This window comes from Frigoribacterium sp. Leaf8, assembly GCF_001421165.1.
GTDB lineage: Bacteria > Actinomycetota > Actinomycetes > Actinomycetales > Microbacteriaceae > Frigoribacterium.
Map to the genome: position 1 here is coordinate 22815 of NZ_LMKB01000003.1, position 26662 is coordinate 49476.

General features: G+C 74.2%; 22 protein-coding genes and 1 pseudogene. 11 read left to right on the plus strand and 12 right to left on the minus strand.

The genetic code is table 11. The features are described 5' to 3' along the window. Window positions 1–23 precede the first annotated feature (23 nt). On the minus strand, window positions 24–1310 hold the full coding sequence (locus ASL10_RS04105) for an ABC transporter substrate-binding protein (RefSeq protein ID WP_200922566.1): 1287 nt from the start codon (window positions 1308–1310) through the stop codon (window positions 24–26). 161 nt (window positions 1311–1471) lie between these two features. Between ASL10_RS04105 and ASL10_RS04110 the strand changes: the two genes are divergently transcribed. Both ASL10_RS04110 and ASL10_RS04115 read left to right on the plus strand, forming a co-directional pair. Further along, window positions 1472–2734, plus strand: coding sequence for an ROK family protein (locus ASL10_RS04110; RefSeq protein WP_056044701.1), 1263 nt, complete (start codon window positions 1472–1474; stop codon window positions 2732–2734). A 171-nt stretch (window positions 2735–2905) separates the two neighbouring features. After that, window positions 2906–3562, plus strand: coding sequence for a galactosyltransferase-related protein (locus tag ASL10_RS04115; RefSeq protein ID WP_056044703.1), 657 nt, complete (start codon window positions 2906–2908; stop codon window positions 3560–3562). 69 nt (window positions 3563–3631) lie between these two features. Here ASL10_RS04115 and ASL10_RS04120 read toward each other — a convergent pair whose 3' ends face one another. Continuing rightward, on the minus strand, window positions 3632–4240 hold the full coding sequence (locus ASL10_RS04120) for a TetR/AcrR family transcriptional regulator (protein ID WP_056044705.1): 609 nt from the start codon (window positions 4238–4240) through the stop codon (window positions 3632–3634). A gap of 78 nt (window positions 4241–4318) precedes the next feature. Between ASL10_RS04120 and ASL10_RS04125 the strand changes: the two genes are divergently transcribed. Then, a complete protein-coding gene (locus ASL10_RS04125) occupies window positions 4319–5116 on the plus strand; it encodes an SDR family NAD(P)-dependent oxidoreductase (protein WP_056044707.1) in 798 nt (265 codons plus the stop codon). Window positions 5117–5307: 191 nt separating this feature from the next. Here ASL10_RS04125 and ASL10_RS04130 read toward each other — a convergent pair whose 3' ends face one another. Together ASL10_RS04130 and ASL10_RS04135 are read right to left on the minus strand one after the other, a co-directional pair. Continuing rightward, on the minus strand, window positions 5308–6864 hold the full coding sequence (locus ASL10_RS04130; protein WP_056044745.1) for a glycosyltransferase: 1557 nt from the start codon (window positions 6862–6864) through the stop codon (window positions 5308–5310). After that, window positions 6861–9125, minus strand: coding sequence for a glycosyltransferase (locus ASL10_RS04135; protein WP_056044709.1), 2265 nt, complete (start codon window positions 9123–9125; stop codon window positions 6861–6863). Before ASL10_RS04135 ends, ASL10_RS04130 begins: the two co-directional genes overlap by 4 nt. Before the next feature lie 189 nt (window positions 9126–9314). Here ASL10_RS04135 and ASL10_RS04140 point away from each other — a divergent pair, with 189 nt between their 5' ends. Further along, window positions 9315–10553 carry a polysaccharide pyruvyl transferase family protein gene (locus ASL10_RS04140; RefSeq protein ID WP_056044712.1) on the plus strand — a complete coding sequence of 413 codons (1239 nt, stop codon included), beginning with the start codon at window positions 9315–9317 and terminating at the stop codon, window positions 10551–10553. 386 nt (window positions 10554–10939) lie between these two features. Here the strand turns inward: ASL10_RS04140 and ASL10_RS04145 are convergent, their stop codons facing one another. The 4 genes from ASL10_RS04145 to ASL10_RS04160 form a co-directional block, all read right to left on the minus strand. Then, entirely contained in the window at window positions 10940–11899 is a 960-nt protein-coding gene (locus tag ASL10_RS04145; protein ID WP_056044714.1) for a helix-turn-helix domain-containing protein, read from the minus strand. A gap of 85 nt (window positions 11900–11984) precedes the next feature. Next, window positions 11985–12443 carry a hypothetical protein gene (locus tag ASL10_RS04150; protein WP_056044715.1) on the minus strand — a complete coding sequence of 153 codons (459 nt, stop codon included), beginning with the start codon at window positions 12441–12443 and terminating at the stop codon, window positions 11985–11987. A 167-nt stretch (window positions 12444–12610) separates the two neighbouring features. Next, on the minus strand, window positions 12611–13165 hold the full coding sequence (locus ASL10_RS04155; protein WP_056044717.1) for a TetR/AcrR family transcriptional regulator: 555 nt from the start codon (window positions 13163–13165) through the stop codon (window positions 12611–12613). 2 nt (window positions 13166–13167) lie between these two features. Further along, window positions 13168–13752, minus strand: coding sequence for a sugar O-acetyltransferase (locus ASL10_RS04160; RefSeq protein ID WP_056044719.1), 585 nt, complete (start codon window positions 13750–13752; stop codon window positions 13168–13170). 46 nt (window positions 13753–13798) lie between these two features. Between ASL10_RS04160 and ASL10_RS04165 the strand changes: the two genes are divergently transcribed. The 4 genes from ASL10_RS04165 (at window position 13799) to ASL10_RS04180 (ending at window position 19910) form a co-directional block, all read left to right on the plus strand. Then, window positions 13799–15016, plus strand: coding sequence for an MFS transporter (locus tag ASL10_RS04165; RefSeq protein ID WP_056044721.1), 1218 nt, complete (start codon window positions 13799–13801; stop codon window positions 15014–15016). A gap of 16 nt (window positions 15017–15032) precedes the next feature. Next, the gene (locus ASL10_RS04170; RefSeq protein WP_056044723.1) at window positions 15033–16442 is read left to right on the plus strand and encodes an MFS transporter; all 1410 of its coding nucleotides are present in this window, start codon (window positions 15033–15035) and stop codon (window positions 16440–16442) included. 512 nt (window positions 16443–16954) lie between these two features. Continuing rightward, window positions 16955–17461: a BLUF domain-containing protein gene (locus ASL10_RS04175; RefSeq protein WP_056044725.1), complete on the plus strand. Its 507-nt coding sequence runs from the start codon at window positions 16955–16957 to the stop codon at window positions 17459–17461. A 118-nt stretch (window positions 17462–17579) separates the two neighbouring features. Then, window positions 17580–19910, plus strand: a complete 2331-nt coding sequence (locus ASL10_RS04180) for an alpha-galactosidase (RefSeq protein ID WP_056044728.1) — start codon at window positions 17580–17582, stop codon at window positions 19908–19910. Between the two features lie 178 nt (window positions 19911–20088). On the opposite strand, the gene ASL10_RS04185 is transcribed toward ASL10_RS04180, so the two are convergent. After that, the gene (locus ASL10_RS04185; RefSeq protein ID WP_056044730.1) at window positions 20089–21399 is read right to left on the minus strand and encodes an ROK family transcriptional regulator; all 1311 of its coding nucleotides are present in this window, start codon (window positions 21397–21399) and stop codon (window positions 20089–20091) included. Between the two features lie 173 nt (window positions 21400–21572). Here ASL10_RS04185 and ASL10_RS04190 point away from each other — a divergent pair, with 173 nt between their 5' ends. Next, entirely contained in the window at window positions 21573–21809 is a 237-nt protein-coding gene (locus ASL10_RS04190) for a hypothetical protein (RefSeq protein ID WP_148053668.1), read from the plus strand. An 82-nt stretch (window positions 21810–21891) separates the two neighbouring features. Here ASL10_RS04190 and ASL10_RS04195 read toward each other — a convergent pair whose 3' ends face one another. The 3 genes from ASL10_RS04195 to ASL10_RS04205 form a co-directional block, all read right to left on the minus strand. Next, window positions 21892–22164: a zinc-ribbon domain-containing protein gene (locus tag ASL10_RS04195; RefSeq protein WP_043596621.1), complete on the minus strand. Its 273-nt coding sequence runs from the start codon at window positions 22162–22164 to the stop codon at window positions 21892–21894. Between the two features lie 451 nt (window positions 22165–22615). Beyond that, window positions 22616–25006: a heavy metal translocating P-type ATPase gene (locus ASL10_RS04200; RefSeq protein WP_082460173.1), complete on the minus strand. Its 2391-nt coding sequence runs from the start codon at window positions 25004–25006 to the stop codon at window positions 22616–22618. After that, the gene (locus ASL10_RS04205) at window positions 25003–25230 is read right to left on the minus strand and encodes a heavy-metal-associated domain-containing protein (RefSeq protein WP_054145925.1); all 228 of its coding nucleotides are present in this window, start codon (window positions 25228–25230) and stop codon (window positions 25003–25005) included. Before ASL10_RS04205 ends, ASL10_RS04200 begins: the two co-directional genes overlap by 4 nt. A 175-nt stretch (window positions 25231–25405) precedes the next feature. On the opposite strand from ASL10_RS04205, the gene ASL10_RS04210 reads away from it, so the two are divergent. After that, complete coding sequence (locus ASL10_RS04210) at window positions 25406–26242, plus strand: alpha/beta fold hydrolase (RefSeq protein WP_056044735.1); 837 nt, start codon at window positions 25406–25408, stop codon at window positions 26240–26242. A gap of 216 nt (window positions 26243–26458) precedes the next feature. Beyond that, window positions 26459–26662 (plus strand): annotated as a pseudogene (locus ASL10_RS04215) (hypothetical protein); the annotation flags it as partial.

Here is a 26662-nt window from a genome sequence, read left to right on the forward strand (position 1 = left end):
GCGGTCCGCGCCGTCGATCGCTTTCATGCGCGGAGTGCCAGGCGGCGCCAGTCGGCGTCCATGGTGCGCAGGGTGCCCTCGACGCTGGCGCCCGTGACGATGCCCTGCACGTAGTTCTCGGCGGGGATCGTCAGCGGGATCGCCTTGGACGCCCCCTGGTAGAACCGCGCGTCGTCGTAGTAGCCCTGCATGCCGACGATGCGCTCGTCGGTCACGGCGGGGGCCGACCTCGTGGTGCCGAACGCCAGGAAGTCGCGGTTGTAGGCGTCCTGGATCTCGGGCTGCATCAGGTAGGTCAGGAACTCGCGGGCGGCGTCCTGCTTGCGCGACTGCTCGGGCACCCACAGGGCCAGGTCGAGGTTGACCCGCACCTTGCGGTCGGCGGGGTCGTCGGTCATCGGCAGGGGGAACGTCCCGACCTTCGCCTCGGGGTTGGCCTTCGTGATCTCACCGAGTGCCCACGGCCCCTGCATGAGCATCGCCGCCTCGCCCTGGGCCATGGCGAGGTTGCCGTCGCCGTAGCCGCGGCTGTTGCGGTTGGCGTTCGACAGCCGGCCGAGCTGCACCATGCGCTCGACGGGCTCGCGGAAGTCCTTCTCGAACGAGACCGAGCCGCCCTGGCCGACCCTCGTGCCCTCGGCGTTCATCTTCTCGTAGAAGGCCGCGACGTCGAGCGACCCGCCGGTCGTGTAGTCGAACAGGCCCTGCGCGACGGTCCACGGTTCGCGGAAGGTGCTGTAGATCGGCGTGACGCCGGCCGCCGTGAAGGTGTCGCACGCCGCGAGGAACTCGTCCCACGTGGTCGGCACCTCGACGCCCAGGTCGGCGAAGACCTGCTGGTTGTAGATCACCGACGCGGCGGTGATCGAGTACGGCAGCACGCTCGTCCGGCCGGGGTAGGTCGCGTACTGGTCGACCAGCTCCTGCACCTCGGGGCGGATCGTGCCTGCCTCGGGCAGGTCGCCCAGGTCGCTCAACGCCCCGCGCTCCATGAAGCGGGCCATCTCGAGGTTGTACGTGAAGGCCGCGACGTCGGGCGGGTTGCCCCGGACGAAGCCGGCCGAGATGCCCGAGGTCGAGTCGTGGATCACCCGGATCGCCGACTGCGACTCGTTGAACCGCGAGACCAGGTCGGAGAAGTACGGGATCGCCTCGGGCTTGGTCGCGTAGAAGGTGATCTCGGTGCGCCCGCGGCCCGAGCCGGACGGGGCGCAGCCAGCGAGGAGGAGCGCCGCCCCGGCGGCACCGATCCCGCCGAGGAGGGTGCGTCGGCTGAGGCCGGCACCGGAGGGCAGTGGGGGTGTGGGCACGTCGTCGTCTCCCGGGTCGCGACCCCGACGACAGCGTCGGGACCGAGTTGATCTGGTGTGTAGATTTAGACCCTAGATCAATTCGCGGCGTGGCACCATGGGTCGTCGTCGAAAAGATCCGCCGTGTCGCGAGGCACCGGCCACAGCACGAGGAGGCGCGGGTGGCGCTGAGCACCGGGGTGTCGTCGCCGAGCCTGCTCCGCCGCATGAACGCGGCCGAGGTGCTGCGGCACGCGTGGTCCGCGGACGCGGTCACGGCGAGCGACCTGATCGCCCTCACCGGACTCACCCGGTCCACCGTGCTCGGGGTCTGCGACGACCTCATCGACCACGGCTGGATGGTGTCGCTCGCCGACGCCCGCTCGACCGGCGAGTACCGCAAGGGCCGCCCCGCGCGTCGCTACGCCCTGGCCCGTTCCGCCGGGCACGTCGTCGGCGTCGACGCCGGCCGCCACCACCTGACCGCCGTCGTGGCCGACCTGCGCGGCGACGTCGTGGCCCGCGTCGCACGGCGCATCGACCCCGACGGGACGGCGGACGACCGCCGCCGGACGGTCTCACGGCTGGTCGACGACGTCCTCGGCGAGGCCTCGCTGGGCGACGCCGACGTGCTCGCCGTGGCACTCGGAGTGCCCGCGCCGACCGACTCCGAGGGCCGGTCGCCGATCGAGGTCGGCGCCGACTTCTGGGTGCTGATGAACCCCGACTACACCGGGCTCTTCGCCGAGCGCGGCTGGGCCGTCGTCGTCGAGAACGACGCCAACCTGGCCGCCGTGGCCGAGGCGGCGGCCGCATCCCGTGCCGACCGCGAGGTCGACGGTGGTGCCGGCGCCGCCACGTCGTTCGTGACCCTGCTGGCGGGCGAGCGGTTCGGCGCCGGGTTCGTGCTCGACGGAGCCCTCGTGCGGGGCAGCCGCGGTGCCGCGGGCGAGATGCGCCTCCTCGACCTGGTCGAGGGCGTCGGATCGGCCGACGGCCTCGGAGCCCTGCTGCGCGACTGGGCCCGGGCCGCGCGCGAGCTCGGCACCGTGCCGGCCTCGTCGCCGCTGCGGGCGATCCCGCTCGACGAGCTCGAGGCCCCCGCCGTGCTGGCCGCGGCCGACGCCGGCGACCCGACCGCCCTGCGCCTGGTCGAGAAGGCCGCCGAACGGTTCGGACGCGTCTGCGCCATGCTCAGCGGCATGCTCGACGTCGACCGCATCGTCGTCGCCGGGGCCGTGGCGCCCTCCCTCGGACTGCTGCTCGACCGGACGACACCGTGGCTCAGCCGGTTCACGCACCGGGCCGCGCCCGAGGTCGTCGCCTCGACGTTGGGCGACGCGGTCGTGACCACGGGCGCCGTCGAGCGGGCCCTGGCACACGTGCGCGGCCACGCACTCGAGCTGACGCTGCCGGGTGCGGCGGACGCGACCCGCGCCTCCTGACGACTACTCGGCGTGCGATCGGACGGCGATGCACCCGGCCTCGAACCCCGTTCACGAAGTCGAACCCCGACAGAACGGGGTTCGACTTCGCAAACGGGGTTCGCGGCCCCTGGCCGGCGGGGCGGCGCGGGAGGCGCGGGGCGGCCCGGCGCACGCCGCTAGGCTCGCGGGATGGTCACCGTCGTGCTCCCCTGGCGTCCGCAACCCAGTCGCGTCGCGGCGTTCGAGGTCGTCCGCGACTGGTACGCCGACGCCCTGCCCGAGGCCGAGATCCGCACGATCGACTCCCCCGACCCGGTGTTCAACCTGGCCCAGTGCCGCAACCTCGGGATCGCCGGCCTGGCCGACGACGAGGTCGCCGTGATCGGCGACGCCGACACCCTGCCGCAACGCGAGCCCCTGCTCGCGGCGATCGAGGCGGCCCGCACGAGCGGCCGGGTGCACCTGCCCTACACCGAGTACCACTGGCTGGGACGCGACGGCACCGCGCAGGCGGCCGCGGGCACCCCCCTCGAGCAGTGCGACTTCGAGCTCGTGCGCGGGGCCTGCTCGGGGGTCTACGTGACCCGCGCCTCCTCGTGGCGCAGCCACGGCGGGCAGGACGAACGCTTCCGGGGCTGGGGCTTCGAGGACGCGGCCTGGTACCTCGCCCACACCACCCTGCTCGGCGAGGCCCCGCGACGGCACGAGGGCATGGTCTTCGCCCTGCACCACCAGGCCGAGGTGCGGGAGGGGCCGCAGTACGACGCCAACGCCGCGCTGATGCAGCGGTACCGCGACGCGGCGGTCGGCGAGGACGCGATGCGCGCGGTCGTCTTCGGCGCCTAGAGCTAGGGGCGACAGCGCCGGAGGGCGACAGCGCAGGAGGCGCGGGGCACGTCCGGCGGACGACCCGCGTCAGTCGCGGCGGACGGTGTGCAACGGGCCGAGCGCGTGGTCGAGTGCGGCCTCGAGCGGCCAGCCCGCCCGCTCCGACTGGCTGAGCAGCAGTCCCCCCTGGATCGCGGCGATGATCGCGGTGGCGACGCGCACCGGATCGGCCGAGGCGTCGACCGAGCCCGAGGCCTGCAGCCGCCGGATGCCCGCGGCCAGCTGCTCGCGCCAGGCGTCCCAGCTCGCCTTGACGCTGCGCTCGACCTCGGCGTCCGTGGCGGCGACCTGAGCGGCGAGCGTGCCGATCGGGCAGGCCCAGCGGCCGAGGCTGATGTAGTACTCGACCAGGGCGGCGCGCCAGCGCTCCCACGACTCCCAGGTGCCGAGGTCGTGGATCTCGGGCTCCTGCGCCTCGAGCAGCTGACGCCCCTCCCACCGGGCGACCTCGTGGATCAGCTCGGTCTTGCCGCCGGGGAAGTAGTGGAACAGCTGGCTCTTGCTGGTCAGCGTCGCGGCCCGCACCGTGTCGAGCGTCGTCCCGCCGATGCCCGCGGCGAGGATCTGCCGACCGGTCTCGTCGATGATCCTCTGGCGGGTGAGCCGCCCGCGCTCGGTGATCTTCGTCTCGTCCACGGAGAGATCTTACGACGATTGGACCATTCGGTCCACGAACACTGGACTTGACGGTCCAGTCCGTGCTAGCAATGGACCATGCAGTCCAATGAAGAAGTCCTCGACTCCCTGCCCACCGACGACCGCCTGGCCGGTCGCACCGCCCTCGTGACCGGCTCGACCAGCGGCATCGGCGAGGCGATCGCCCGCGTGCTCGCCGCCTCCGGTGCCACCGTCGTCGTCAGCGGCCGCGACGACGCCCGGGCCCGGCGGGTGGTCGACGCGATCACCACCCGGGGCGGCTCGGCCCACGCCGTGCCCGCCGACCTCGCCGGCCCGTACGCCGACCTCCGCGCCTTCGCCGCCCGGGCCACCGAGGTGCTCGGCGGCCGCATCGACATCCTGGTCAACAACGCCGGCGTCTACCCGACCATGCCGACCGACGCCCTCGACGACGCCGACCTCGACGCCATCCTGGCGACGAACGTCCGGGCGCCGCACGTGCTCGTCGGTGCCCTCGCGCCGGCGATGGCCGACCATGGAGCGGGCTCGATCGTCAACATCGGCTCGTGGATGACCCGGGTGGGGGTGCCGTTCGGCGCCATGTACACCGCGTCGAAGGCCGCCGTCGAGCAGATGACCCGCACCTGGGCGGCCGAGTTCGGCCCCCGCGGCGTCCGCGTCAACAGCGTCGCACCCGGTGCGACGTCGACTCCGGGCAACGCCGGGTCGGCGGCCGTCCTCGACACCCTGACCGCGGCCACCCCGGCCGGTCGACCCGTGCGTCCCGTCGACATCGCCCACGCGGTGCGGTACCTGGCGTCGGACGAGGCGGCCTTCGTGCACGGGGCCCTGCTCGACGTCGACGGCGGCATCCTCCACACCCGGACGATGTAGGCCGACCCGCGCCTCCTGCCGGTCGGCCCTCGGCCGGACGGACCAGACGCCACGACGTGCCGCTCGCCCGCGAAGGCGAGCGGCACGTCGTGACAGCTCGAGAGGCGGGGCGAGCCGAGGAGGCGCGGGCCGGCTCGGTCAGTCGCGCCCGGTCAGCGCCGCGTGGGCTCGTGCCCGTCCGGGCGTCTCGGTCAGCTGCGCCCGGTCAGCGCCGCGTGGGCTCGTGCCCGTCCGGGCGTCTCGCGCAGGGACGCCGCCAGCCCGGCCAGGCGTCCGGCCGCACCGGGGTCGCGCGTCGGCAGGTCGAGCACGTGCCGCAGCGCCTCCGCCAGTTCGTCGACCGTCGCCGTGTTCGGGGCGAGCGCCACGCCCACCCCGGTGCGCTCGAGGGCGGCGGCCCCGGCGAACTGGTCGGTCGAGAACGGCAGGACGACGACGGGCACGCCCGCGGTCATCGCCTCGGTCACGCTGTTGTTGCCGCCGTGCGTGACGGCCGCGGTCGCCGCGTCGAGCAGCGTCACCTGCGGCAGGAACTCGCGGACGAGCCAGTCGCTCGGCACCTCGCCGAGGTCGGCCCGGTCGCCCGAGCCGAGCGCGATCGCGGCCCGCACCCCGACCCGACGCAGGGCCTCGGCCACGCGCCCGAGCACGTCCGACCGCACCGAGAGGAAGCTGCCGAAGCTGACGTAGACGAACGGCGCGGGCGCGGGCGTGGGGTCGGGGTCGGACGTGGGGTCGAGGTCGGGTGCGGGGTCGGGGTCGGGGTCGGGGCCGCCGGCCAGCCAGGCGGCGACTTCGGCGTCCACCGGCTCGGCACGCACGGCCGATCCGAGCCAGACATGCGGGGGCAGCAGGGCCTCGCGCTCGGGGTCGGCCAGTTCGCCCGGGTAGTTGTAGAGCAGCAGGTCGCCGTGCTCGCCGAAGGCGCTCGTCGACGGCGGCAGGTGCGGAGCGAGCTCGGCCAACGCGGCGTTCCACTCGGCGGTGAACGAGGCGTCGACCCGCTCGCACAGCTCGCGCAGCCCGGCGACGCCGTCGGGCGCCGCGCCGGCGTCGGATCGCACCGCCGACGCATCTCCGGCAGCTCGCACCACGCTCGCGTCGTCGAACCGCGTTCCGGGGTGGTTCGACGACTCGACGGTGGTGCGGCCTCCGGCCAGCACCGGGTCAGCACCAGCATCGGCACCCGCACGAGCACCGGCACCGGCACCGGCGCCGGCACCGCCGAACGCCGCGGGCCACTCGGGCGGGCAGCCGTACACCTCGTCGCCCACGGGCAGCGCGGTCGGGTGCCCCAGCACGACGTCGGCGAACGGCACGCCACCGGCCACGAGCGCGAGCCGGGCGCTGAACGCGAGGTGGTCCACGACGATCTGGTCGGGCCGGACGGCGGCGACCACGTCGAGCACCGCCCGGGCCGTGGCGACCGGCTGCCACATGAGGTCGGTGAGGCGTTCGCGCGCCTGGTACGAGAGCGTCTCGACCATGCCGAGCCGGGTGGCGTCGAAGAAGCCGCGCAGCGACGCGTCCTCCTCGGCCACCTGCTCCTCGGCACGGATCACCCCGGGGTTCGAGCCGCGCCCGAGCTGCAGGTGCACGCGCTCGAAGCCGAAGGACTCGACGATGGCGGCGGTGGCCGGGCCGGTCGCGACGACGACGCGCTCGCCCCGGTCGCGCCACTCGGTGGCCAGGGTCGCGAGCGGCAGCAGGTGCGACGCGTAGTCGGGGCTGACGACGAGCAGGGTCATCGTGCGCTCACGCTCCACTCGCGCTGTTCGAGCTCGTCGTGGTGCACCGTGTCGTAGACGCCCGACAGCGACCGCGCCATGGCCTGGATCGTGAAGGACCGCTCGACGGTGTCGCGTGACCGGGCCGCGCGCGCCTCCGTCGTCTCGACCGAGGCCGCGGTGAGCGCCTCGCCCATCGCGAGGCGCAGGGCGTCGACGTCCCAGGTGCGGGTGAGCCAGCCGGTGTCGCCCTGGCGCACGTAGGTCGAGGGCCCGCCGCCCTGCGGCGCGACGACGAGCAGACCGGAGCCCATCGCCTCGAGCAGGGCGATGCCGAACTCTTCTTTCAGGCTGCCGCAGACGTAGACGCCGCGGGGCGCCGCGAGCCCGGGCAGGCCGAAGCGGGCCGCGGCGACCCACCGGGCGACCGTGTCGTTCGGCCGGTGGCCGGGCAACAGGAGTCCGGAGGCGCGGTGCCGGCTCGCGGGGACGATCGCGTCGATGAGGTCGAGCTGTTCGCGCTCGTCGGCGCTCGGGTGCTCGAGGTCGCCGCCGATCAGCAGGAGGTTCGCGCGGTCCCGCAGGGGTCCGTCGGCCCAGGCCTCGACGATCGTCGCCATGCCCTTGACCCGGTGCAGTCGTCCGACGCTGACCAGCAGCGGCAGACCGCGACGCTCGGGCGGCAGGGTCTCGAGCAGCGCGCCCAGCTCGGCGAGCGGCGGGGTCGCGGGCAGGCCCGCGGCGTGCTCGGCGGCCTCGGCGACCGAGCGGTCGACCACGCCGAGGTCGATGCCCTCGGGCACGATCGTGTGGCGCTCGGGGTGCGACGTGACGTCGATGCCGACGAGCTCGCGCATGTCGCGCTCGAGCTCGGGCCGGGGGAACAGCACGGTGTGCGACGCGTTCGACGCGAGCTGCTGGACGAGCCGGGTGCGGAACCAGAAGTGCTCGACCTCGTCGACGTCGCCGAAGGTCTCGCGGGTCAGCGCGCCCGACAGGTCGAGCGACTGGATGACGGCGTGCGGGTCCGGTGCCACCGTGAAGACGACGGGGATGTCGAGCTCGCGGGCGACGTCGGCCGCCGCGAGGCTGCCCACGTCGGCCATCCGCAGGTGCAGCAGGTCGACGCCGCCCGCGGCGCGCAGCACCCGCCGGATGCCGCGCCGGGCCGCCACCCGCAGCGGCCACGCGGTCGCCGACGAGACGGGGTCGCTGAGCAGCGGCACGCGTCCGTAGACGTGTCCGGAGGCGCGGGTCGCCAGGTCGTGGACGCTCTCGACCGCAGCGTCCGCCGACCCGCGCGAGAGGGTGACCACCCGCTCGACGTGACGGTCGCCGAGGGCCTGCACCGCGCCTCCTGCGGGGAGCACGGCTCCGGCGGGGAGCACGCCGCCCGCGGCGAGCGCGTCGCCGAGCCGGACGAGCAGCGTCGCGATGCCGCCGTTGTCGCCGCTGCCGGCGTGGGTGAGGCCGGCGTCGATGTCGGCGTGCAGGAAGAGCTGCGCGATGGTGAGGCCGTCGCGCCCGGCGGGGTGGTCGCCGTCGGGTCCGTCCTCGACTCCGCGGTCGTGCACCCGGTGGCCGTCGGGCACCTCGTCCGGGGCGGAGAGGTCGATCGCGGACAGGCGCGCGACGTCGCCGAGGTAGCCGTCGTGGCGGGCGAGCTCGTGGACGACGGCGGCGACCGCCTGGTCGCCACGACGCTGGCCGAGGGCCGAGACGGCGGCGACGCGGACGTGCTCGTCCTCGCCCCGGTCGCGGGCGATCGTCAGCAGCGGGCGGGAGGTGATGCGGGCGCGCACGAGGCCCAGCGTCTCGACCAGGCGGTACCGGGCGTCGGGCTCGTGCACGCCGATCAGGGCGCCCTCGAGCGCGACGCCGACCACGGCGGGGGCGGCCGACGACCACTGCTCGAGCGTGCGCTGGGCGACCATGCCGGTGAAGCCCCCGGCGACGACGAGCCCGATCAGCCGACCGACCGTGTCGTAGCGGGGCAGCCGCTGGCTGAGCGCCGACGCGGCGTGCTCGCGGAGGAAGGTGCGGTCGCTCGACAGCAGGTCGCTCAGCACGACGTCGGCCTGCTCGTCGAAGACCTGCGCGAGGGCGTTCGTCGCCGCGATGGCGACGAGCTGGTCGGGGCTGCCGAGCGCGCCGCGCAGCACGCGGATCGTCCGGGCCCCGCCGGTGCGCGCGGCGTCGAGCGCGAGGTCGTCGGCGAGGCGCATCGAGTCGACCAGGCGGTCGGCCTCGTGGATCGCGTCGAGCGAGGTCTGGATGCCCATGGCGGTGCCTCTCGGGTGCGGCGGGGTGGTGGTGCGGTGCCCGGCCCGCGGAGCCCGGGGCCTGGTGGAGCCTATCGCCGCCCGGTGGCCGCCCGGTGGCCGCACGGTGTGCTCGGCGCCGCGGGGGTCCGGTACCGTCGTGGGCGGCATCGATCCCGCTGCCGAGTCCCGCAGCGAGAGGTCCCACCCGTGCGAATCGTCACCATCGGAGACGTCGGCGTGCTCGACGGCATGGTCCACATCGGCGACGAGGCGATGTTCCACGAGGCGACCGTGCAGCTGCGCGCCCGCGGCGCCACGATCACCGGCGTCTCGTCGAACCCGGCCGAGACCGCCGAGCGGTACGGCATCGACGCCGTGCCCGCGATCGGCTTCCACCCCGCGACGACCGGCGGCCGGCTCGGCCAGCGCGAGCGACGCGCCCGCGTGCTGTCGGCGATCGACGGAGGCGCGGGTCACCTCCCGCAGGACGACCCGGCCTGGCAGGTGGTCGAGGCCGTCCGCGAGGCCGACGGCGTGCTCGTCGCCGGCGGCGGCAACATGGCCTCGCTCTGGCCGATGCACGTCTACGAGCGGAACACGCTCGGGCTCATCGCCCGACGCTTCGACAAGCCGCTGGTCGTCAGCGGGCAGACCATCGGGCCGGTGCTCGAGGGCGAGGACCGCGAGCTCGTCACCGAGCTGCTCGACGCCGCCGCACTCGTGGGCCTGCGCGAGGGCGCGTCTCTCGAGCTCGTGCGGTCGCTCGGCGTCGACCCGACGACGACCGTGGGGACGGTGGACGACGCGAGCTTCCTCGGGTTCGAGGCCGCGCCTCCTGCCGGGGGTGCGGCGGGCGCGGCGTCCGTGGCGGGCGCGGCGGCGCCGTACCTCGCCGTCAGCCTGTCCGCGCACGTGGGCGACGCCGACCGGGGAGCCTTCGCCACGGCCGTCGCCCGACTGCTCGACCGGGTGGCGGGCGAGGCGGGGCTCGAGGTCGTGTTCCTCGCGCACTGGGGCTCGCTCGACCCGACCGAGGAGTGCGGCGACTCGCTGCTGCACCGGGCCGTGCTCGACCAGCTGACCGTGCCGGCGCGGGTCGAACCCACGACCGACTCCCCCGCGGCCGCCCGCTTCGCCCGCGGGGCGGCCCTCCACCTGACGAGCCGCTACCACCCGGCCGTGTTCGCCGTCGCGGGCGGCGTGCCGACGGTCGGGCTCGCGGTCGACGACTACACGACGATCAAGCTGACCGGGGCGCTCGGCAACTTCGGGCAGACGAGCGTCGTCTCGGCCGCGCAGCTGCTCGCGGGCGAGGCCGACGCGGTCGCGCTGGCGGCCTGGGCCGGACGCGACGCGGTGCGCTCGGCGTGGGCCGACCGCCTCGACGGGACCCGCGCGGCGTCGGCCGCCTGGTGGGACCGGGTCGCCGCCGCGCTGCGCGGCTGACGCGACCCGCCTCGCGCACCATCCGGCACAACCCGCGGTCCGCGACCCGCGCGCCGTCGGGCGCGACCCGCGTCGGGTGGCGACCCGCGCCTCCAGGGGGCTGCCCCGCGTCGCGCGCACGCCGCCGGGTGACGGGCACCGCGCCAGGAGGTGGTCAAGGCGCAAGGACGTGGTCACGGCGCCAGGTTTTCCCGTGGCGCGGTGTCCACCTCCTGGCGTGGTGGCTGGCGGGCTGGTCGCGCCACGCCCCATCCCGCCATGAAGTAAACAGTCCGCCACACAAAGACGTGGCGGACTGTTTACATCGTGGCGGCGTGCCCGGCTGGCGGGACGTCCGAGGAGGCGCGGCGCGGCCTGCTCGCGCCGGCGCGGCTGACCGCCCGGGCTCAGCGCTGCAGCGTCGCGCTGGGGTACTCGCCGAAGCGTCCGACGTACGACGCCGTGAAGCGGCTCAGGTGGGTGAAGCCCCAGCGCTGGGCGACGGCGCCGACGGTGGCCTCGCCCGGGGCGAGCTCGATCAGCTCGGCCCGCACGTGGTCGAGGCGGATGGTGCGCAGGTACTCGGTGGGCGTCACGCCGAGCTGTCGACTGAAGGCCTGCTGCAGCCCTCGCGGCGTCAGGTGCACGGACTCGGCCAGCTGGGTCATGTTGACCGGCAGGTGCGAGTGCGTGTGCAGGTACTCGACCGCCTCGCGCAGCCGGGCGTTGCGCGGCACGAGCAGGGCGGGCGGCAGGTCGATCGACCGGTGCGAGAACGTGTCGAGCAGGGCGAACGCCGACTCGCGCTTGAGCTCGGAGCGCAGCAGCTCGGTCGACTCGCCGCCGAGGATGGTCTTCGCGGCGTTGGTGATGGTGGACTGCCAACGACGCAGGTTCGCCAGGTCGGGCACGGCCGTGTGGTCGAACTGCAACGGCCCGGCGAGGGCCCCTTCGTGCTCGGCGGCCATGCGCTCGAGGTAGGCGGCGTCGAAGTGCACCAGGTTCTGGCGGTACTCGCGCACCTCGAACTCGAAGGCCTTGCCGGTCGGGAACATCAGCGGGCGGCCGATCTCGAACGCGGCCTCTTCGGCACCCACGTCGACCCGGCCCTCACCCGCGGTGATCCAGGCGACGACGTACTCGCGCTCGGGCTGGATGGCCCCGCGGATGTCCCCGAGGAACATCGCCGACCGCAGGGTCATGTCCTCGTCGCCCGCCGTCGTGTAGCGGTAGGCGAACGTCTCTTGCCGGGTGTCGGTGCGGAACCCGGCGCCGTTGTAGGTGTCCTCGAACAGGGCGCGCGCTTGGTCCATGTCGCGGCCGCCCATCTCGGAACGCACCGGGGGCAGGGTCTGTTCGGGTTCCATCACAGTGATCCTGCCATGACCGGGCCCCTGAAAGAACGTCCTGACCGGGCCGAAGCCCCGAAGCGGGGGCGGAGGTGCGCGGGGCTCACGCGCCGGCGGGGCTCGTCGCCGGGCCGAAGGCCTTCGTGAACGCCGCCTTGAGCACGGCCTTGAAGCCCGTCGGCAGCCGCGTGCGGTGCAGCACGTCGGCCTCGACGACCAGCGCGAAGAACGTCTCGCCCTCGACCAGCCACCAGGCCCGCACCGTCTCGGTCGAGAACACGGCCTCGCCGTCGGGCTCGTCGGGGCTCTCGACGATGACGCGGTCCTCGTAGAGGGCCACCGCACCGTGTTCGCCGTTCATGGACGCCGAGCACTCGAAGACCAGGTCGGGGTCGAGCGGGGGCGCGAAGTCGCCGAAGAAGAGGTCGGCCGCCGCCGTGCGGGTCGCGTCGCCGATCTCGCCGAAGTCGCTGGCGACGTTGAAGTCGCCGAACGCCGCGTCGGAGGCGCCGGGAGCGTCGACCTCGGGGGCGCGGCGCGACATGTCGCTCTCTGCGTCCACTGGTTTCTCGACTCTCGTCCCGATCCGGTGCGTACCTTCTCACCGCCGTGCATCTTCTGCACCGGCTCCATTAGAGCGCCTAGCTACTGTGAGTCGCATCCGGGGGCGACCACAGTTCGGTTTGTGGCCATGTCGAGCGGAACCGCAGGAGGCGCGGCCGGCGACGGTCAGGAGGCGCGCGTGATGCGGTCCACGGCCTCGCGGGTCAGCGCACGACTCGGCGGGGACGGGTCGAGGGCACGGTGGATCGAGAGCCCCTCGATCAGGGCGTCGACCTGGCGGGCGGTGTCCGGGTCGAAGTGGCGCTCGAGCTCGACCCGGCTGCGGCGCATCCACTCGCGGGTGATCTCGCGGAACCTCGGCTCCCGCGCGGCCAGCGTGTAGAGCTCGTAGCTGAGCACCTGGTCGCGGACCGCGGCAGGGCCGGTCAGGTCGTCGTGGACCAACGCGACCACCGCCTCCTTGGCGTCGTCGCGAGTGGTCGCGGCACCGAGCCGGCTCTCGAACCGCACGATGATCGTCTCGGCGAAGCGCGAGAACGCCTCGTACAGCAGTTCGTCCATGCCGTCGAAGTGGTACGTCATCGAGCCGAGGGGCACGTCGGCGCGCGCCGCGATCTTGCGGTGCGAGGCGCCGGCGACGCCGACCTCGGCCACGACGTCGAGCGCCACGTCGATGAGGCGGTCACGACGGTCGGGCTCGGTACGGCGAACGGCGCCCACGACTAGATGCTCCTCAGCACGCGGGCCGGATTGCCGACCGCGACCACGTTCGCCGGGACGTCCTTCGTCACCACCGCCCCGGCGCCGATCACGCTGTTCTCGCCGATCGTCACCCCGGGCAGCACGATCACGCCGCCGCCGAGCCAGACGTTGTCGCCGATCGTGATCGGCTTCGCGGCCTCGAGCTTGTCGCGACGGGGCTGCGGCTCGACCGGGTGCGTCGGGGTCAGCAGCTGGACGTTCGGGCCGATCTGGCAGTCGGCCCCGATCGTGATCGGGGCCACGTCGAGCGCCGTCAGGCCGTAGTTGACGAACGTGCCGGCCCCGATGGTGATGGAGCTGCCGTAGTCGACGTACACCGGGGGCCGGACGTGGGCCGTCTCGTGCAGGCTGCCGAACAGCTCGCGCGCGACGGCCTGCGCGGCGTCGACGTCGTCGGCGAAGACCGCGGCGAAGCGCGCCTGCAAGGTGATCGCCCGCTGCTGCTGCGCCGCGATCTCGGGGTCGTCCGCGATGTAGAGGTCGCCCGCGAGCATCCGCTCATGGTTCGTGCGCGGGTCGCCGGCGAAGTGGTCGGTGGTGGTCATGCACGACACCCTAGACGACGAGCGTACGAACGTACACACTGGACCCATGACCAACCGACCGCCGTTCAGCCCCGAGCTCGCCCGACGCCGTGCGGCGGTGTTCGCGTTCATGGCGGTCGTCGGCGTCTCGCTCGCCTCGTGGGTCGTGCGGACCCCGGCCATCCGCGACCTGCTGCAGGCGTCGACGGGCGAGATGGGCCTCGTGATCTTCGGCCTGTCCGTCGGGTCGATGGGCGGCATCGTGTCGTCCGCCCCGATCGTCCGGCGGCACGGAGCCCATCGCGCCGTGGCGATCGGCGGCAGCTCCTTGGTCGCCGGCGTGGCCCTGGTCGGCGTGGCCGCCTCGCTCTCGATCACCCCCGGCGTCTTCGTGGGCCTCGCCCTGGTCGGGGCAGGGGTCGGCCTGGCCGAGATCGCCGTCAACATCGAGGGCGCCGCCATCGAGACCGCCTCCGGCCGGTCGGTGCTGCCCGTGCTGCACGGCTGCTTCAGCCTCGGCACGGTCGCGGGGGCCGGCCTCGGCATCCTGCTGACGGCGACGCACGTCCCCGTCCAGTGGCACCTGCTCGGGGTCGCTCTCGCGGGTGGCGCCGCACTGGCCTGGGCGGTGCCGATCGTGCCGCGCTCGACCGGACGCTCCGACGAGCGGGCCGAGCGCGCCTCCGGGGTGCGGGCCCGGCTCGCCGGGTCGCTCGCGGTCTGGCGCGACCGCCGGCTCGTGCTGCTCGGCCTGATCGTGCTCGCGCTCGCCCTGGCCGAGGGGTCGGCCAACGACTGGCTGCCGCTGCTCTTCGTCGACGGGCACGGGGTCTCGGCGACCGCCGGCACGGTCGTCTTCACGGCGTTCGCGGCGGCGATGACGGTCGGCCGCTTCCTCGGCGAACCGCTGCTCGCCCGCTTCGGGCACGCCACCGTGCTGCGCGCCAGCGCACTCGTCTCGGCGGTCGGCATCGCCCTCGTCGTGTTCTCGGACTCTGTCGTCGTCGCCGGCGTCGCCGTCGTGCTGTGGGGACTGGGTGCCGCCCTGGGCTTCCCGGTGACCGTCTCGGCCGCGGCCGACGGCGACGACCCGACGACGGCGGTCGGAGCCGTCGCGACGATGGCCTACGTGGCGTTCCTGGTCGGGCCGCCGCTGCTCGGCTTCGTCGGCGAGCACGTGGGCCTGCGCAGCGCGATGATCGTCGTGCTGGTGGTGGTCGCGGGCGCCTCGCTGATCACCTCGGCGGCGCGTCCCCGCGAGCGGTCCGCCGCCGCCCGACCTTAGTGTACGTTCGTACACCATGACGTCACCGACGACCTCTCCCGCGGTGCCGGCCCGCACCGTGCCGACGCGCGAGGACCGCCGAGCCCGACTCGGCGTCGCCCTGCTCTTCTTCACCAACGGCGCCCTGATCGCGAACCTCCTCCCGCGCTACCCCGCGATCAAGGACGGCCTCGAGCTGTCCAACGCCGACTTCGGCCTGGCGGTCGCGGCGATGCCGGTCGGCGCGCTCGTCGCGGGGCTCGGCGCCGGATGGCTGATCCGCCGCCTCCGGTCGTCACGGGTGGCCGTCGTCGGCACGGTCGTCACCGGGGTCGCCGTCCTGCTGGCCGGCATCGCCCCGGTCGGTGGGCTGCTCGCCGCGGGCTTCCTGCTCGCCGGCGCCCTCGACGCCATCGTGGACGTCTCGCAGAACTCGCACGGACTGCGCGTGCAGTACCGCTACCGCCGGTCGATCCTCAACTCGTTCCACGCCGTGTGGAGCATCGGAGCCGTCCTCGGCGGGCTGATGGGCGGGGCGGCGGCGGGACTCGGCATCCCGATCGTCTGGCACCTCGGGGCCTCGGCGCTGATCTTCGCCGTCGTGGCACTCGTCGCGTACCCGCTGCTGCTCGCCGGGCCCGAACCGGCCGAGGGGGCGGCCGAGGGCCCGTCCGAGACGGCCGACGCGGCGGTCCTGCCCGGCGACGACGTGACCGCGGGTGCCGGGGCGGCGGCCGCACCCGTGGCGACGGACGCCCCCGACGGCGGAGCGCAGGAGGCGCGGGCCGGCTCGGCGACCGGGGCGGGCTCCGTCGACGACGCGACCCGCACCTCCTCGGCTCGTGACCGTCGCCGCGTGTCGCCCGGGTTCGTCGCGAAGTGGGGCGTGCTGCTGGCCCTCGTCGTCATCGCGTCGTCGGGTGCCGTCGTCGAGGACGCCGGCAGCACGTGGGCCGCGCTCTACCTGGGCTCGCTCGGGGCCGGCGTGACCGTCGCCGCCCTCGGGTTCGTCTCGCTGCAGGGGGCCCAGTTCGTCGGACGACTGCTGGGCGACGGCATGGTCGACCGCTTCGGCCAGAAGGCCGTCGCCCGGGCCGGGGGCGTCTTCGTCGCGGTGGGCATGGGCATCGCCCTGGCGTTCCCGTCGGTGATCGGCACGATCCTCGGCTTCGCGGCGGCGGGGTTCGGCGTCGCGACCCTGATCCCGGCGGCGATGCACGCGGCGGACAACCTGCCCGGGTTCCGGGCCGGCACAGGGCTGACGCTGGTGAGCTGGCTGCTGCGACTGGGGTTCCTGGCGTCGCCGCCCGTCGTCGGGTTCGTCGCGGACTCGGCCGGGCTGCGGTACGGACTGCTGCTCGTGCCCGTGGTGGGCGTGGCCGTGGTGCTGCTCGCCGGGGTGCTCGAGGGACGTCGGGCCCGGGGGGCGGCACCGCGCGGCAGCTGATCCGGTCCGTGCCGGGTCGGGTCGGGTCGGGTCGGGTCGGGTCGGGTCCGGTCGGTGCCGGATCGGGTCGGGTCGGGTCGGGTCGGGTCGGGTCGCACCACCGTCGCGTCGTCGAACCGTGTTCCGAGGTGGTTCGACGACGCGAGCGTGGTGCGGCCTCGGGGCACCCGCCGGTCACGGTGCGAGCCCGGGTGGCCGTGCGACGGCGACGCGGCACGGCCGGTCAGGGCAGGCCGAGTGGTTCGGGCTCGGGGGGCGGCGGCACGGTTCCAGCGGAGGGCGGACGATGCCCCGGGCCGAGTGAGGTCGCACCACCGATGCGTCGTCGAGCCACGCACGAGGGTGGTTCGACGACACGTCGGTGGTGCGACCTGGTCGGGCGGGGACGTGGCCGAGACGCGGCGGGGACGTAGGAGCCGGGGTCGGACCTGTCAGCGCCCAGAAGTGGGGAGTGCGGCGGGGCGGGACGCCGTGCAGAATCGGTCCAGCCCTGAGCCCGAGGAGGCCCACCCGTGCTGTCCACCGTGTACGTCAGTCGATCGTCGTACCCCTTCACCGACGACGACCTGGCCAACCTGCTGATGACCAGTCGCTCGAACAACGCCCGCCTGGGCATCACCGGCATGCTGCTGCACCGCGAGGGCCGCTTCATCCAGGTGCTCGAGGGGCCGGAGGAGGCGGTCCGCGAGCGCCTCGCCGTGATCGCGCGCGACCCCCGGCACACGGCCGTGCACACCATCGTCGACGAACTCGTCGAGGACCGGCTGTTCCCCGCCTGGACCATGGGCTACCGGGCCGTCACGGACGACCTGGCGACGGTCCTCCCGGGCTACGCCGACGTCTTCGACTCCGGCACGGGCACCGGCACGGGCTCCGCCTCCGTCGCGGGTGCCGGCGTCCACGACGACTTCAGCAACCTGTCCCCGTCGTCGTCGCACAAGGTCCGCACCCTGCTGCGCTGGTTCCGTGACCAGCCGACCGACGTGACCGACGGGCTGTTCTCGCCCCGCGCCTCCTGATCGGGGCCCGCTGACCGGGGCCTCCCGACCCGCGGTCGGACCCCGCCGGGGTTGTGACCCCCGCTCGGCGTCGGAGATACTTTTCGGACGAAAGTATCTGCCGCCGTCTGGAGCACCCGTGTCGCACCCCACCCCGTCGCCCACCGTCGTCGCGCCGTCCCGAGCACCCGACGCGTTCGTCCACCTGAGCAGCGCCGGCGTCAGCCTGCTGCTCGACGTCACCGACGCGCGCCTGCCGGCGGTCCTGCACTGGGGCGCCGCCCTCGGCCGGCCGACGCTCGAGGACGTGCGGTCCCTCGCCGCCGCGGCGGTGCCGCCGTACGTCAACAACCTGATGGACGAACCGGTGCGCCTGGCGATCCTGCCCGAGCACCACGCGGGCTGGTCGGGCAAGCCCGGCGTCGGCGGCCACCGCTCGGACGGCGCCGACTGGTCGCCGCGGTTCATGGTCGACGCGCTCGACGTGACGGGCGAGGCGGAGGCGACCCGCGCCTCCTCGGGTCCCGAGCTGGTCGACGCCGGCGCCGCCGTCGTCACGGTCGAGGCGCACGACGACGTCGCCGGGCTCGCCGTCGTGCTCGAGATCGAGCTGACGGCGAGCGGGCTCGTCCGCACCCGGGCCGAGCTGACGAACGTCGCCGGGCGACGCGGAGGCGATCGGTCGACCCCCGGCGACGACCGGGCGGCGAGCACCGCGGCCGGCGCCGCGAGCACGGCGGCGGACGTGTACACGCTGACCGACCTGCACCTGGCCCTGCCGGTGCCGCCACGAGCCCGCGAGATCCTCGACTTCGCGGGCCGCTGGGGCAAGGAGCGCACGCCCCAGCGCCGCGAGCTCGTCGTCGGCGTGCACGAACGCGAGGGACGCAAGGGCCGCACCGGCCCGGACGCCGCGACCGTGCTGAGCGTCGGCGTGCCCGGGTTCGGCTTCGGCGCCGGCTCGGGAGAGAGCTGGGGGCTGCACGTCGGGTTCAGCGGCGGCCACCGGCACTACGCCGAACGCCTGTCGACCGGGGCGCAGGTGCTGGGCGGCGGCGAGTTGCTGCTGCCGGGCGAGCTGCGGCTCGAGGTGGGCGAGTCGTACCGCAGCCCGTGGGTCTTCGGCTCGTACGGCGACGGCCTCGACGACCAGGCCCGGCGGTTCCACCGGTGGTTGCGCTCCCGCGAGCAGCACCCGACCCGCCCGCGCCCGATGACGATCAACGTCTGGGAGGCCGTCTACTTCGACCACGACCTCGCCCGCCTGCGCGACCTGGCCGACCGGGCCGCCGCCCTCGGCGTCGAGCGGTACGTGCTCGACGACGGATGGTTCCGGGGGCGACGCGACGACCACGCCGGCCTCGGCGACTGGGTGGTCGACGGCGACGTCTGGCCCGACGGCCTGTCACCGCTGATCGACCACGTCACGGGCCTCGGCATGGAGTTCGGCCTCTGGTTCGAACCCGAGATGGTCAACGAGGACAGCGACCTCGCCCGCGAACACCCCGAGTGGATCCTGCAGACCGGCGACCGCCTGCCCCCGCGGTCGCGCGACCAGCAGGTGCTGAACCTCGGCATCGCCGGGGCGTTCGAGCACGTGCTCGGCCAGATGACGGCGATCCTCACCGAGTACGACATCGCCTACCTGAAGTGGGACCACAACCGCGACCTCGTCGACGCCGGCACCTGGCCGACCGGCGCCGCGGGCGTCCACGAGCAGACCCTCGCGGCGTACCGGCTGATGGACGAGCTCAAGGCGAGGTTCCCCGGTCTCGAGATCGAGTCGTGCTCGTCCGGCGGCGCCCGCGTCGACCTCGGCGTGCTCGAGCGCACCGACCGCGTCTGGGTCAGCGACTGCATCGACCCGCTCGACCGGCAGCAGATGAACCGCTGGACCATGCAGCTCCTGCCGCCCGAGCTGCTCGGCTCGCACATCGCCTCGGGCGTCAGCCACTCGACCGGCCGCTGGCACGAGCTGTCGTTCCGGGCGGGCACCGCCCTGTTCGGTCACCTCGGCATCGAGTGGGACCTCGCCCGGGCCACCGACGCCGAGAACCGCGACCTCGCCGGGTGGATCGCCCTCTACAAGGAGCACCGCCAGCTGATGCACACGGGGGACCTCGTGCGGGTCGACGAGGCCGACCCGTCGCTGCTGGTCTACGGCTCGGTCGCCGCCGACGCGAGCGAGGCCCTGTTCTTCCTCGCCTACGTGGGGCGGTCGGACGTCGCACCGCTCGGCCGCGTGCTGCTGCCCGGGCTCGACCCCGAGCGCCGGTACCGGGTCGCCCCCGTCACCGTCGGCGCGCCCGACCACGGCCTGACGCCCCCGCCGTGGTGGGGCACGGCGGACGAGGGCGGCGCGTACCCCGGGGTGGTGCTCGACGGGCGCGCCCTGGCGGTCGCCGGGCTGCAGGCGCCGTCGTCGTTCCCCGAGCGGGTCGTGCTGCTGCGGGTCACCGCCGCGGGGTGAGGCGGGGGCGGCTGCTCGGCTCGCTGCCCGATGAACCCCGTTCACGACGATGAACCCCGATGGATCGGGGTTCGTCTTCGCATGCGGGGTTCATCGGCGAACGGTCGGGTAGGAGGCGCGGGTCGGGCAGGAGGCGCGGGTCGCGTCCCGAGGGGCGCTCACGCGAGCGCGCGCGGCGTCAGCGACCGAGCGCGTGCATCTGGATGGCGACGGCGGCGGCGCCGCGGGCCCACTCGTCGAACCGGAACTCCTGGACGAGCAGGCGGGGCGGTGGGACCGCCCGGTGGGCGTCGCGTGCGATCGCCGCGTCCACCGCGGCCCCGCCGACGGTCGCGAGCCGCACGCCCTCACCCGACATGAGGACCACCTCGGGGTCGAGCACGTTCAGCACGCCCGCGATCAGCTGGCCCAGGACATCGGCGGCGGTGTCGACGACGACCCGCGCCTCCTGGTGTCCGTCGGCGGCGAGGACGAGCAGGTCGTCGTAGGCGACCGGGCGGCCGAGGGCCCGGGCGGCGGCGGCCTCGACCGCGGCGACCGTGAGGAACGCGCTCGCGCAGTCGTGGTGGCCGAGGTCGCAGGTGGGGGCCGGCACGTCGGCGCGGGCCGCAGCGGCGGCCGACGCGGGCACGGGCAGCGGCACCGGCACGCGCACCGGCACGGGCACGGGCACGGGCACCGGCACGGGCACGGGCGCGGCCACGCCCTCGGACACCACGATCCGCTGGTGCCCGACGCTGCCCGCCGAGGAGTGCGCCCCGCCGAGCACCTCGCCCGCGGCGACGAGGCCGAGCCCCACGCCGGCGCCGATCGTGACCAGGGCGAACGAGCGCAGCCCGCGTCCCTCGCCGAACCAGAGCTCGGCCTGGGTCAGCGCGCGGACGTCGTTCTCGACCCAGGTCGGCAGGCCGGTCGTGGCGGTCAGCAGCTCGGCGAGGGGCACGTCGTCCCAGCCGAGGAACGGCGCGTGCCGCACGTGGGCACGGTCGACGACCTGTCCGCCGACGGTGACGCCGACCGCGCGGATGCGGTCGTCCCGGCCGCGGGCCGAGGTCACGACCGCCGCGACCTGGGCGACGACGGCGGCGGGCGACGGGTCGGGCAGGTCGTCGTCGTGGCCGTCCAGCACCCTGCCCCGCTGGTCGGCCACGACCACGAAGAGGCGGTCACGGGTCAGCTTGACGCCGACGAAGTGGTGGGCGTCCGGGTCGAGGTCGAGCGGGACCGAGGGGCGACCCGAGCCGGACGGCGCGAGGGACGCGCGTTCGACCAGCAGCCCGCTCTCGAGCAGGGGTCTGGTGATGCGCGTGAGGCTCGGGCCCGACAGGCCGAGCCGGGCGGCGAGCTCGGTCCGGGGGCGGGCGCCGTGCACGAGGATGTCGAGCACCACGGCCTGCGCGCTGCCGGCCAGCGGGGACCAGCCGCCGTGGGCGTGGCCGAGGGAACCGTGAGCGGGAGCGGCGTGCCCGGGAGCGTGGGAGTCCGTCACGCGACGATCCTAGGTGGCCGACCCGCGCCTCCTCGTCCCGACGTCGGGCTCCGCCCTGGCCGAGCCGGCGCCGCGTCGGGTCCCCCCGACGCCCGTCGCTGCGTACCCCGCCACCCGAAGTGGGGGACAACCGAGGGGCCCCTCGTGGCCGAACATGAGTCGTGGTGATCCTCATGGACGAAACGCGCGAACTCCCCCTGTGCACGCTGTGCGCGTCGCCGACCCGTCTCGAGCCCAACCCGTTCTACGGCACGGCCCTCTCGGTGCACCGTCACGTGCTCGTCTGCACCTCGTGCGCGACCGTCGGCTTCGCCCCGGCCGTCGCCGACGCCCCCGAGGAGGCGCGGCTCCGGTCCCGCCCCGTCGGCCTGCGTGCCCGCGTGGCCGGCTGGTACCGCGCGCTGCCCTGACGCCGCGGCCGTGCCTCCCTGGGCGTCCCGTGTCGCCGAGCGGTCGGTCAGCCCTGCGGCCGGCCGCCGCGGGAGCGGTCGGTCAGCCCTGCGACCGGCCGCCGCGGGAGGCCGCGGCATGCTCGGCGTCGGCCTGGAACCGGCCGGCCGCCTCGGCGTCGAGCTCGGTGCCCGCGCCGCAGTAGGCGCAGGTGTAGACGTGCTTCGTCGAGTACGGGATCACCGGGATGAAGAACAGCGTGAACCACCGACGGTGCTTGACCAGTCGCTGCGCGGCCTCGTTGCCGCAGACCCGGCAGACGAAGAAGAGGACGCCGAGCAGGGCGCTCGTGCCCTTGGTGCCGAAGATGATCATGCGCTCACCCTAGGCGGCGTCGGAGCAGCCGGCGGGAGCGGGTCCCGGGGCCTGGTGGCCCCGGGACCCTGTTCCTAGCCCTTGCGCACCAGGTCGACCGCGAACCGGGCGACGGTCACGACGAGAGTCGCGATCTGCCACCACGGCACGGTCTTCCTGGGCGGGCGGCGGTCGTCGTCGGACATCCGCTCCCTCCTCTCGGTGTTCGCGCCGGCGAACACCGCGAGAGAGCCAGGGACCCACCCCGTGGGATCGACGTTTGCACGTCGATCGTCATGGGATTACACTTCCGATCAGATGAAGCGGGATCTCTGTTGGGTCCCTGGTTCTCTTCACGGAGAGCACATCGAAGCCCGAGATCGGTTGGACGGTCTCGGGCTTCGCCATGCCCGGGGGTCGTTCCGGCGGTGCGACTCGAGCGGGCACGCGGGCACGCGGAGCCCGCCCCGCCTCACCCGGCGCGGAACCGCCGCAGGCGCAGGCTGTTCGTCACGACGAACACGGACGACGCCGCCATCGCCGCGCCGGCCAGCACGGGGTTGAGCAGCCCGAGCATCGCGACCGGGATCGCCGCGACGTTGTAGGCGAAGGCCCAGAACAGGTTGCCCTTGATGGTGCCGAGCGTGGCCCGTGACAGGCGGATGGCGTCGGCCACCCCGGCGAGCTCGCCGCTGACGACGGTCAGGTCGCCGGCCGCGATGGCCGCGTCCGTGCCGGTCCCGAGGGCGATGCCCAGGTCGGCGGTGGCGAGGGCCGCCGCGTCGTTGACGCCGTCGCCGACCATGGCGACGACGCGACCCTCGGCCTGCAACCGGGCCACCGCCTCCACCTTCTGCTGCGGGGTCGCCTGCGCCACGACGTCCGCCGCGGCGATGCCGACCTGCGCCGCGACGTGCCGTGCCGCGCCCGCGTTGTCGCCGGTCAGCAGCACGGGCGTCAGGCCCAGGCCGCGGAACCGCTCGACGGCCTCGCGCGCACCGGGCTTCACGGTGTCCGCGACGGTGACGACACCGCGCACCCGACCGTCCCAGGCGACGGCGACGGGGGTCGCACCGGTCGCCTCGGCGGCGGCGAACGCCCTCTCGAGCCCGGGAGGCGCGGTGACCGACCACTCGTCGGCCAGCCACCCGGGGCGGCCGACCAGCACGAGCGTGCCGTCGACGAGGGCCTGCACGCCGGCCCCGGCGTGGGCGGTGAACTGCTCGGCGGCCGGGACGACGACCCCGCGCCGGGCGGCCTCGGCCTCGACCGCGCGGGCGACCGGGTGCTCCGAGCCGGACTCCACGGCGGCGGCCCGGGCCAGGACGTCGTCGACCCCGGTGGCCGCGGCGTCGTCGAGGACGACCTCGCGCACGCTCATCCGCCCGGTCGTGACCGTCCCGGTCTTGTCGAGGACGATCGTGTCGACCGTGCGGGTGCGCTCGAGCACCTGCGGCCCCCGGATCACGATGCCGAGCTGCGAGCCGCGGCCCGTGCCGACCAGCAGCGCGGTGGGCGTCGCGAGCCCGAGCGCGCACGGGCAGGCGATGATCAGGGTGGCGACGGCGGCGGTGAACGCGGTCTGCAGCGACCCGGCGAAGAAGCCACCGCCCCCGGCACCCCCGACGAAGCCGCCGACCGCGAGCCAGCCGACGAAGGTCAGCACGGCCAGCCCGATGACGACCGGCACGAACACGGCCGAGACCCGGTCGGCCAGTCGTTGCACCTCGGCCTTGCCGCTCTGCGCCTCCTCGACGAGGCGACCGAGCCGGGCGAGCTCGGTGTCGGCCCCGACGCGGGTGATCTCGACGAGCAGGCGTCCGCCCACGTTGAGGGTCGCTCCGACGACGCGGTCGCCCGGGCCGACCTCGACCGGCACCGACTCGCCGGTCAGCATGCTCAGGTCGACCGCCGAGGTGCCCTCGCGCACGAGGGCGTCGCTGGCGATCGCCTCGCCCGGACGGACGACCACGAGGTCGCCGGGCACCAGACCCGCGGTGGCGACCCGCGCCTCCTGACCGTCGCGCAGGACGGTGGCCTCCTTCGCGCCGAGTTCGAGCAGGGCGCGCAGGGCCTCGCCCGAGCGGCGCTTGGCGCGGGCCTCGAGCCAGCGGCCGAGCAGGATGAACACGGTCACGGCCGACGCGACCTCGAGGTAGAGCTCGGTCGGACCGCCGTGGGTGGCGACCAGGCTGAACGACATGTGCATGCCCGGCCGGCCGGCTTCGCCGAAGAACAGGGCCCAGAGCGACCAGGCGAAGGCGGCGACCACGCCGACGCTGACGAGGGTGTCCATGCTCGCGGCACCGTGGCGGAGGTTGACGGCGGCGGCGCGGTGGAAGGGCCAGGCACCCCACACGGCGACGGGGGCCGCGAGGGTCAGCGCGAGCCACTGCCAGTTCGTGAACTGCAGGGCCGGGACCATCGAGAGCACCACGACGGGCAGGGCGAGGGCGGCGCTGACGAGGGTGCGCCGGCGGAGGGCGTCGACCTCGGTGGCCCGGGCGTCCGGGGCGGCGTCGGACGAGCCGTCGGCCGCGCCGGTCGGGGACGCAGGAGGCGCGGGCACGGTGGCCCCGTACCCCGCGGCGGCCACCGTGGCGATGAGCGCGTCGACGTCGGGCACCCCGGGGTCGCCCTCGCGTGCGTCGTCGACGGCACCGGCCACGACCCGCACGTGCGCCTTCTCGGTCGCGTAGTTCACCGAGGCCTCGACGCCGGGCAGCTTGTTGAGCTTGCGCTCGATGCGGTTGGCGCAGGAGGCGCAGGTCATGCCGGTGATGTCCAACTGCACCGCATCGGGTGGCAGGGTGCCCCCGGTGACGCCCTCGCCCGGCCGACCCGCGCCTCCGGCGGTGGTCATCGTGCGGAGAGCTGGTAGCCGGCCTCTTCGACGGCGGCGCGCAGCTGGTCGTGCTCGACGGTGGCGTCGGCCTGGACCGAGACGGTGGACGCGCCCCCGGGGTTGAGGTCGACCTCGACCGAGTCGACGCCGTCGACCTCGGAGAGCTCTTCGGTGACGCTCGCGACGCAGTGCTCGCAGGTCATGCCGTCGACCTGCAGGGTGGTGATGGTGGTGTCGGTCATGCGCTGTCCTCTCGATCGGGCCTCAGCTTATACCCCCTAGGGGTATCCCTGCCAGGCCTGCCCGCCGGTTGTCCCCCACCTCCGAGATGCCTCCGAGACGGCCCGGCCCCCAGGGAGGCCGACTACTAACGGAGGGGTACCCGCCAGGACGGCGGGAGAGAGAAGGCACCCGACCATGACCGAGATCACCGCACACCACGGCCTCTTCAAGGACACGAACCTGCACGTCGACGACACCGGCGGCACGGGTCGCACCGTCGTCCTGATCCACGGCTGGCCCCTGTCGGGTGAGTCCTGGAGCAAGCAGGTCCCCGCGTTCGTCGAGGCCGGCTACCGCGTCGTCACGTACGACCGCCGCGGCTTCGGACGCAGCGACAAGCCCAAGACGGGCTACGACTACGACCACCTGACCGAGGACCTGCACACCGTCCTCACCGAGCTCGACCTCGACGACGTCACGCTCGTCGGCTTCTCGATGGGTGGCGGCGAGGTCGCGCGCTACTTCAGCAGGTACGGCACCGAGCGCCTGCACAGCGTCGTCTTCGCCTCGGCCGTGCCCCCGTACCTGCTCAAGACCGACGACAACCCCGACGGCCCCCTCACCAAGGAGGCCGCCGCCGAGATGACGGCCGGCCTGACCAAGGACGAGGACTCGTTCTACGACGACTTCACGACCGGCTTCTTCTCGGTCGACGGCGTGCTCAAGGTGTCCGAGGCCGACCGCCAGGACGCCCTGCGCCTCGCGAAGCAGGCGGACAAGGCCGCCGCGCTCGAGGCCATGGCCTCGTTCGCGAACACCGACTTCCGTGACGACCTGACCAAGGTCACCGTGCCGACGCTGGTCATCCACGGTGACGGCGACGCGACCGTGCCGTACGAGGGCTCGGGCGCCCGGACGCACGCGGCGATCGCCGGGTCCGAGCTGCACGTGATCGCTGGCGCACCGCACGGCGCGAACGTCAGCGACGCCGACGAGTTCAACCGCGTCGTGCTCGAGTTCCTCAAGAAGTAGAGCGGAACTAGACGCGACCGCAGGAGGCGCGGCGCCGGTCCTCGAGACCGGCACCGCGCCTCCTGCGCACCGGCGTCGACCCCTCGGACACGACCACCCCTCGTTCGGGGGTGAAGGTCACGGGCGGGTAACGAAGTGACCGAGATCCAAACCTTCTCGCCCTCGGTGGCGAACCCTGTACATCCCCACCGGGACCAACTGACAAGGAGCTTCACCATGAACGCCTTCACTCGCAAGCGCATCACGAAAGCCGCCTTCGGCATCGCCGCCTCCGGCGCCCTGATCTTCTCGCTCGCCGCCTGCTCGTCCAACTCGGGCACCGCGACCGACACCTCCTCGACGTCGTCGTCCTCCTCGTCCGAGCCCAGCGCCGCGTCGACGCCCGCCGCGTCGATCGCCGACCTCAGCAACGGCGTCGAC

What these genes read in the sequence shown, in the direction of transcription:
- ASL10_RS04115 (WP_056044703.1), top strand. Translation starts at nt 2,906, where the DNA reads ATGGTCACCGTCGTGCTCCCCTGGCGTCCGCAACCCAGTCGCGTCGCG.
- ASL10_RS04125 (WP_056044707.1), top strand. Translation starts at nt 4,319, where the DNA reads ATGCAGTCCAATGAAGAAGTCCTCGACTCCCTGCCCACCGACGACCGC.
- ASL10_RS04130 (WP_056044745.1), bottom strand. Translation starts at nt 6,864, where the DNA reads ATGACCCTGCTCGTCGTCAGCCCCGACTACGCGTCGCACCTGCTGCCG.
- ASL10_RS04135 (WP_056044709.1), bottom strand. Translation starts at nt 9,125, where the DNA reads ATGGGCATCCAGACCTCGCTCGACGCGATCCACGAGGCCGACCGCCTG.
- ASL10_RS04145 (WP_056044714.1), bottom strand. Translation starts at nt 11,899, where the DNA reads ATGGAACCCGAACAGACCCTGCCCCCGGTGCGTTCCGAGATGGGCGGC.
- ASL10_RS04160 (WP_056044719.1), bottom strand. Translation starts at nt 13,752, where the DNA reads ATGACCACCACCGACCACTTCGCCGGCGACCCGCGCACGAACCATGAG.
- ASL10_RS04165 (WP_056044721.1), top strand. Translation starts at nt 13,799, where the DNA reads ATGACCAACCGACCGCCGTTCAGCCCCGAGCTCGCCCGACGCCGTGCG.
- ASL10_RS04170 (WP_056044723.1), top strand. Translation starts at nt 15,033, where the DNA reads ATGACGTCACCGACGACCTCTCCCGCGGTGCCGGCCCGCACCGTGCCG.
- ASL10_RS04190 (WP_148053668.1), top strand. Translation starts at nt 21,573, where the DNA reads ATGGACGAAACGCGCGAACTCCCCCTGTGCACGCTGTGCGCGTCGCCG.
- ASL10_RS04195 (WP_043596621.1), bottom strand. Translation starts at nt 22,164, where the DNA reads ATGATCATCTTCGGCACCAAGGGCACGAGCGCCCTGCTCGGCGTCCTC.
- ASL10_RS04200 (WP_082460173.1), bottom strand. Translation starts at nt 25,006, where the DNA reads ATGACCACCGCCGGAGGCGCGGGTCGGCCGGGCGAGGGCGTCACCGGG.
- ASL10_RS04205 (WP_054145925.1), bottom strand. Translation starts at nt 25,230, where the DNA reads ATGACCGACACCACCATCACCACCCTGCAGGTCGACGGCATGACCTGC.
- ASL10_RS04210 (WP_056044735.1), top strand. Translation starts at nt 25,406, where the DNA reads ATGACCGAGATCACCGCACACCACGGCCTCTTCAAGGACACGAACCTG.